The organism is Paenibacillus sp. p3-SID867 (assembly GCF_025142895.1).
In the GTDB taxonomy this organism is placed as follows: Bacteria; Bacillota; Bacilli; order Paenibacillales; family Paenibacillaceae; genus Paenibacillus_AQ.
On sequence record NZ_JAMBDM010000021.1, the window covers coordinates 85607 to 93756 of the forward strand.

Annotated in this window: 5 protein-coding genes; 3 read left to right on the plus strand and 2 right to left on the minus strand. The window is 40.9% G+C overall.

The window, feature by feature from the left end; genetic code table 11:
- Positions 1–14 precede the first annotated feature (14 nt).
- On the minus strand, positions 15–956 hold the full coding sequence (locus M4D81_RS29455; protein ID WP_260069056.1) for a hypothetical protein: 942 nt from the start codon (positions 954–956) through the stop codon (positions 15–17).
- A gap of 347 nt (positions 957–1303) precedes the next feature.
- On the opposite strand from M4D81_RS29455, the gene M4D81_RS29460 reads away from it, so the two are divergent.
- Entirely contained in the window at positions 1304–2404 is a 1101-nt protein-coding gene (locus M4D81_RS29460) for a replication initiation protein (RefSeq protein ID WP_260069057.1), read from the plus strand.
- Here M4D81_RS29460 and M4D81_RS29465 read toward each other — a convergent pair.
- Positions 2401–3645 carry a replication initiation protein gene (locus M4D81_RS29465; protein ID WP_148246163.1) on the minus strand — a complete coding sequence of 415 codons (1245 nt, stop codon included), beginning with the start codon at positions 3643–3645 and terminating at the stop codon, positions 2401–2403. The genes M4D81_RS29460 and M4D81_RS29465 overlap by 4 nt on opposite strands.
- Before the next feature lie 1248 nt (positions 3646–4893).
- On the opposite strand from M4D81_RS29465, the gene M4D81_RS29470 reads away from it, so the two are divergent.
- Positions 4894–5880, plus strand: coding sequence for a DnaA N-terminal domain-containing protein (locus M4D81_RS29470; RefSeq protein WP_260069058.1), 987 nt, complete (start codon positions 4894–4896; stop codon positions 5878–5880).
- Positions 5881–6782: 902 nt separating this feature from the next.
- Complete coding sequence (locus M4D81_RS29475) at positions 6783–7646, plus strand: MSCRAMM family protein (RefSeq protein WP_260069059.1); 864 nt, start codon at positions 6783–6785, stop codon at positions 7644–7646.
- The last annotated feature ends 504 nt before the right edge of the window (positions 7647–8150 follow it).

An 8150-nucleotide genomic window follows, 5' to 3' on the forward strand; every position in this document is an offset into this window, starting at 1 on the left:
CTTAACTCCTTTCTTTAAGAAACCTGTTGATCCTCAATCTCTTGTTTAAAATACATTTCAACCAAACGCAGTTGTCCGACCTCAAGTGAATTAAACCGCCCATTAAAGGTAACTTTTAGTAATTGGGGAATTCGATTTTTCACATAGGTTTGATCAAATCCCTTTGTAAGATTGATCAATTGGTTTATTAGTGAATTTTTCATTTTGACCGGATCATCTGGTTCACTTGTCTGTTTAGTCGTGCTAGAGAAATCACGATCAAGATCCTGGACATCTCCTCTGTCATTCTGATTCATCACCCTAGATTTCCGCTCATTATTCAGATCCTCCAGCGCCTTCTGCCTAGATATGTCGATGAACATATCCTCGAAAGACGTTAGGCCGGATCCAATACATCCGTATCCTGCCTGAGCGAGTGATCGCCCTACCGCGCTTGTCGTGGCATTTTCAATTGGATTTGTCGCATCGACGCCGGTTCCTCCAAATCCAATCACAGCTCGATCACGTGTTTTAACTTGCTGCCCCTTTTTGTTGAGTCCATCAAATACGCATTCAATGACCCAATGAGTTCCGATCTGATCAGCGTAGGTTTCTAGTGTGTACCCGCTATCATGCTCTTGGTGTACGTCAATCATTTCCGTAATGCGGCCTTCTACGTCCACATATGGCCTGAATGTTTCAACAAATGTCTTACTGTGGTACGAATGCAGGCCACGTCTCCGCTGCTCATCCGTTAGAAAGAATTCCTTATCCCAGATTTTTTCCTTTTGTGAGAGAATCCGGATATGTTTGTGGTACTTAGCCGGAACCGAATCATATACCTGTTGAATATGATCTTTGGCTAGCTTACGTTTTTCAAGTGCTATACCTAGTAGATGATCTGCCAGGCCACCACTAAGTTCTTTTTTTTGAGACTCACTACCATCATGTTGCCTACTCCCATGGTTTCCAGCCATGTAAACATTCCTCCTCGAAGATTGTTTAGTTTCCCTCTTTCCTGTGCTGATCATGGATCCATGATCGTGCCTCCTTCACCTGTTTATGATCAAAAAAAGAGCTCATCAAATGATGAGCTCAGAAAAATGGACGCAAAAAAAGCACATACTTCTAGCGCATGCACCCTGCAAATCCACTACCTATTTGCCATAAACAGCTTCTCGCTCTCCGCCGAAATTGTTAGTCAGCAGAGAAAATCAATTCATCTTTCTTATAATACCTCGATTATAACATCTTCCACCGATAGAGAAAAGTTACGTCCTATACAAAACTAAAGTATAATAACGTAAGAGGTGGTGTCCAGCGTATGTCATATAAGGCGTCCTATTTTGGGCTGCAGAAAATTACCCTTACTGAAATCAAAATCCTCCTTTGGCTTTCCGATGTGATCCGTTGGAACCTCACGCCTTTTCATTCCTATGAGGCTACACTTGCTGATCTATCCCAACGTATGAGGCGGAAAAGCATTAAATATTCAGAACTGAAATCTAGCCTGAACCATCTGGCGACACAAGAGATCACCATTCACGCCGGCAGTGTAGAATTCGAGAAGAAACTAATAGAAAATTTAGAATTATCTCGTGGATCAGTTATCAAGTTTCGGATGCACGCCTCTGTGGAGATTCTATTTCTCCGAATTGCCAAATTATTTAATTCCGATGAAATCGACTTACTATTGAAGGCTAAGAGCATCTTTACGATTAAACTATACTCCCTGGTTCGTGACAGCATTTGGGCCGACGAAGTGGTCTCCATAGAAAATTTAAGGGCCATGCTTGGGTTACATCATCAATATCCGCGCTACGGCAATTTTAAATCGAGAATACTAGCGCCAGCCATCGAAGAGATCAAGGAACTGCTAGGGTTATCGATTAACATTGTAGAACATAAAACAGTCGGCAATCGCGTATTTGGCCTACAGTTCCACCCTTCCCGCTTTCTCACGCATGTTCACTTGGATATCAATCAGGAAGACTTTTTTGATCAAGCCAGGCTCTTCACTGGGTTCTTAGGGGTCAAGCTTACCCCAGACCTATATTCCAAGTGGCTGAGGAAAGGAGAATACGCCTTCATTATAGCCCTCGACTATGTACAAACCCGGATTGATGGGATCAGGCAGCCTGTGCCGTATTTATCAAAGCTGATTGAAACCGGATCCTATGGCCAACCTTTAAATGGCCTGCGACCGGAAGAGTATCTGCTCATTCGTGATTTCCTGGAACCCTTCCGCGAAATTACCAGCTTCACTCCTCATTTTGTAATCGAAAATGAATTTAAAAAGTTCTGTAGTGAGAAAGGATTTGAACAAAGGGCAGATCAGATTTGGCTCAAGTCCAAAGAAAAGATCATCTACGATATCAATAATTACGTCACCCACAATCGAAAAAAGAAGCACCCCGCCGATTAGACATAGGGGTGCTCTAATAAATATTCATACAATTCTCGGACATATTTTTGGTCAAAATCCTCCGGTTCCAAGGGCCTTAAGTTACGATTTCTTCGTATCTCTAATGTACGGTGAATCTCATCCACTACATCCTGAGCCATATCACTCCGTAGTTTCTTCTCTTCGGATTTTTTAGCACCATGAATCTTTTCGTGATGCTGTTCGATTAAACGCCGTAAACGAGCATTTAAGTGAGGAATAGATGTATCAAAGTCAAACCGATCTTCATCCTCATAACCGGCACCGTTATGAACGAAATCCTCACGGATTGCTTTTACCATGTACCCGCTGATATTATCGATATTTGCCTCTTGTTTTGTCTCGTACACGTATTGAATGTTGTCCTTAACTCTCTTCTCACCAAATGTTTGGATCAGCTCTTCAGCAACCGGCTTTCGAACGCCGAAGCGGGTCAATAATGAGTATGCTGTAACATCCTTCTCGAAAATTTCCGGATCCTTTAGAAGCAATTTTTTGCGGTGATTAGGCTTTATGTAACATGTTATTGCCACTACTTTATGTCCGACTTTCGTTTCCTCAAAGTCAAAAGAAATATCCGTCTTTTCGGCTAGCTCTTCCTGGGTCTTCAAAAGAACCCGCTGCTTCAAATGGCCGTAATGAGTTAGTTTCCCTGGATCGATCTCCAGCAAATTTCGGAGCTGCTCAAGCGTAAACCTTCTTTTTCCGAAATTCAGGTATCGCTTAAGTAGTTCATACATCCGTATCGAGTATTTACTCTTCAGAACCAAGACATTAGCCAATTTATATCGAGTGAAGTCCTTCTTCAGCTTCAGTAAATAAGGCTTCAACTGTGGTGAAAATTCAAGTTCGACCAAACCTTTGCGATGATGGTAACGTGATGCGGAAAGCCAGTTCACTACAAGATCCGATTCACCATTGTTTTCACGAATTACCAGCGTCTTTCGCTGTAATCCTGTCACAACTTCCCGGATTTTTTTATAAAAATTCTTCTCTTGCAAATCTAAGATGTCGGCAAACTCCTTCACCTTCACGAAATGCGTTTTGAAGTCTTCATCATCAGGTTGGATCAATGAAATGAGCGTATAGATGACACGCGATTCCTGTAGGTCAAGGTTAAGAGGCATTTCAATCAATGCATTTGACTTTGTGACGACATATTCAGGAGAAATAGACGTGGGACCCAAATCAAATTCTAGCTGTTCTAGCTGTTCTGCTTCCATTCCCTTAACCCTCCCTTCATGATTACTATAATTAACCGGCTCCCGATTTTCCACTCCTTTATATGTGACAGAAAAAAGTAAGATATTACCTGTAAATCAATGGCCTTCTGTCACAATATTAGGAGTTTTTTGTGGGATCCGCCACAAACAAGGTATTTTACTTATTCAAAACAGCCTTATAAGAGTCTTCTCGGTACAATTATCACACAATGAGGAGTTATGTACTACTTTACTGTCACAAAACAAGGAGTACGTAGATTAGAAGAATCCTCTAGCTGTCACAATTATAGGAGTGTTACGAGATAACTATCACATTTTTAGGAGTAAATCTATGCTTCTGTCACAAATTGAGGAGTTCTTTATGGTTAAAAAAGATTATCTCCGGTCTTTTGTCACAAAAATAGGAGTTAGACACACAGAAGATCAAGCTCTACCGAAGGATTCACCTTTTTTGTTGTTATCAAGCGTCACAAATTGAGGAGTTTAAAGTAATGTCTGTCACATAAAAGGGAGTATTTCTATCTTGGGTTTGCCTGCAGTCACAAAAATAGGAGTGTTTTATAGCTCTGCTGTCACAAATCGAGGACTTATCGTTCACATCTGTCACAAGATAAGGAGTAACCCATTCATTTTTTTGTTCAAAACTTCATCATAACGATAAAAGAAGCTTCTAGGCGTTCTATCGAAGGTAACAAATTGGGCGAAATAGCCTTCATCCTACTCCCAAAGTTGTGACATTTCTACTCCACAAATCGTGACAGGCGACTCCTTAATTAGTGACAATCAACTCCCCCAATTGTGATTTCTATACTCCTTAATATGTGACGTTCAACTCCCTAACTTGTGACAGAAAGGCGCTAGAAAGCCGCTAGAATCAATATATTCAGAGACTTGTAAACAAACAATCATTCTTATAATCATTTAAAATAAATAAACATTAATATAAAACAAGCATTATGCGTCCAGCCTTCGGCTTTTTCTTAAATTTATTTTTCTGTCACAAAATAAGGAGTGGAAATATGTAGAACTTTGAAGGTAATATATTAATATATATATTAGAATAAGAGAAAATAATAAAGCCCCCATTCCGATCGACATTTTGCTGTCCGCGGCCGCCAAGCGTAAGACAGTAAAATATGGAGGAAGTAAGGACTTCATTTGCATAACAAAGTTGTGAATATTTTATCATAACCTTTGTCCTCTGTGAAGTATCTGCTTTCAAAGGTAGGGCCAATCAAGGAGTCCATTATGATTGATAAGAACCTAAAAGGAACGCAACATAAGCTGTTGTATTATCGGTACCGGCCAACCGGTACGGAAAAACCTAAGGTAAGAAAAGTCGGTGGTGTCGAGCAAATTTATACCGAAAAAGAGCTTGAGAAAATCTATATCTCTGAAAATGATGTTCGCAAGTTTACCTTGGATAAACATGGTCAGCCAATACCTTATGTGGATGGTCATGTTACGATACTTAGCAACTATATTTTCGATTATTGGAGTCATTTCTTAACCGCTGAAGGGGTTGCCCTATACGGACATTTGAAACGTTACTGTTACGGCGATAAAGATTATTGTTGGCCAGACCTTAATCTAATCGGCATGAAAATGAATAAAAGCCGAAACACGATCAAAAAAATACTCGGAAACCTTGAACGTTACGGATTTGTACTAGTTTTTAATGTTCAAAACGCTGACAAGAACAATATGGAGGAAAGCCCACTGTATAAGGTTCGCAAGCAGGTTCCTTTCCTACCTCAAGAGCTCTATGAGCAGCTGCCGACTGAATTGAAACTTGATCACGATAAATATATGCAAAGTATCGTTACGAACTTTGATCACATTCTCAATTTGGATCCAGCTGTCGACTATTTCGAAATTTATGAAGATGTTATCAAAAATGGAACCGTTGTTCGTAAAGAAAAAACTGTGCTGCAGCTCGAGAAAGAAACCCGAAATAAAATCAGTCTATTACAAGAGGAGCGCTCCGCAGAGGATGAACTTTTATGGGAGCAGGTCCTGTCCGAAATAAAATCCAAAATTTCCCGACCATCTTTTGATACTTGGTTTAAAAACACTTTTGCTATTAAGCGGGATCAAATCTATACAGTGTATTCCCCTGTTCCCTTTACACGGGACTGGTTAAGGGATCGTTATAAGAATATGATCTTAAATATCTTTCGCTCGCTAAATGGAGAAATCATCGATGTACAATTTGACAGTTTACAGTTAGATTAAGCAGGCCACAAAGGCCTGCTTTTTTGTTGGATTGAATCGCCTCTCAAATATTGAGGAGCCATCTATCAGTATTTCTTCAACCGCTTCTCAATATCTGAAAGGCGGACTATAAAAAGATGAGAATCGGTGCCTCTCAATTTTTGAATAGCGAGTTGTCCACTTTTCATCCGCCTGTCACATTTTGAGTATTATCTCTCAAATTATGATAAACAGACACGCTAATCAATTACTGAGATACTCCTTCTTAAATTATGAGATAGTCTGGATCAATGGTTGAGAGACCCTCTATCAAGGTTTGAGAACAAATAAATACTTAATTAAGAATCAAAACAAATGAATCGAATTAAGAATAATCATTTACACCTTCATCTTATGAGTGACAAGCAAAGGATATGCATAAGCAGAAAAAAACCACCAGATTGGGCAGCCTTTACTATAGTGATTTTGTTTCAGATAACCGAAAAATATATCCGCAATACTGACTGATTTCCATTTTCTGATGACATGGACGTTTAGCAGAAAATAAGACTGGATCTTTATATTCCACGCGGATTTTCGAATTGTCATACCATCAGACTCAATAACCCATGAAATTGAAACAGCGACAGCCATGGACGAGAAAATAAAGACCTAGACTGTCGCAGTTTTCATTGAACTAACGTTTCCCGTTAGTTGAATTGGGCGATTAACTATATAAGAGCTTACCTAACTGGTTTGGAAATTAGATGGCCTTCATTCATTTGCAGCGGATCCTACAAATTTCCATGCAGATCTTTAACACATCGTATACGCTCTGACTGATAATACATCTGAAGTAGGTATAAGTAAGGTCGTTAGACCAGTCGCTTATAAACCCTGAAGCATATATTGAGTTGTATGATTTGTGAAAGGAGGTCGTGGTTATGCCGATTTCTGACTTGTTCAAACTTCAGCCAAGTGCTCCAGTTACCTTGGATGGACACGATGAAGAGAGTGTCAATCTAGCACTTCAAGCCTCGCCTAGCACCTCCGTTGGTGTGGTGCAGGGAAGAGTCCTGCTGCCTAATGGAAATCCGCTTCCTTTTGCTACAGTGCAATTATATACTTCTCAAGGGGTGCCATTTGAGCATGTTAACAGTAACCCACAGGGGCTATTTGTCATACCTAACGTTCCAGTAGGCTCTTATTTAATCACTGCATCTGAACCAGGCTACCTGACACCTGTCCGTATTCCGTTAACAGTTACACTAGGTCGAGCAACACAAGTTTCGATTACGTTACAACCCGATCCCGCAGCAACGACGGGAGCCATGTTTGGTATAGTAAGTAACATTACGAATAATGAGCCCGTGAATAATGCATTGGTTAGTCTATTTCAAACAGATGGGACTACGGTTACTCAGATCGGAACAGTGACTTCCAACGCATCAGGGCAGTATTTGTTTGCCGAACTTCCGAGTGGTACCTATTTCGTTCAGGCGGTCCTACCCGGGTATTTGTCCAACCAAAGTGCCCCTGTAACAATTCAAGCTTCAGAGTATGTCCCCCTTGACATTAACCTAGCGGTCGATCCGGATGCCAATAAAGGGACTGTAAGTGGTATCGTGACGGACCAAGCGAATGGTGCTGCTATACCCAATGCGCTAGTGGCACTTTATACTTTGACCACAGGAGTGGAACAGATCATCCAGATTACGCGTACGAATCAGGGGGGGCTCTACCTGTTTGGCGATTTGCCACCGGGAACCTATCGTGTGAAAGCGACCGTTCAGGTGAATACAGGATGAAGGAAAAAAATATTCTTGCAGGTAGTTCTGCTTTTTCAATCGGTTCCGGTGAAAGTAGATGGGTCCCTCTGGCTCTTTGCGGTAGGAATGGAACCATCAGGTATGGCTTCAGCCCTGTCCGAGTAACGTTTTGTCTGGTTGTCAGAAAAAATAGATCCGTCTATAAACAGCGGTTCCAGCTCTATATTCGCAGTGAAGAAGGTCGCAGAAACGCAATAAAATGGAGCAATAAAAGGAAGCGGATCTCATCTCCAAAATCCCGTAAAACATGCCCGGTAAACATCGAACTGGGGGTGACCGTGAGAAATAGAAAACGGACGAATCGCAAGAAATTTAAAACCATTATTTAAGATTTGTCTTCAAGTATCCGAATAAAGAGCTAATGGCGTTCTTGGGTGTTTCACTAAGCTTACTGCTCTGCCCGACAGTTCAACGAAAACATCGTAGTGAAGGACAATTGTTATCCGTTAGCTGATGCCATTGTGCTAACCTGCCCGATAGCTG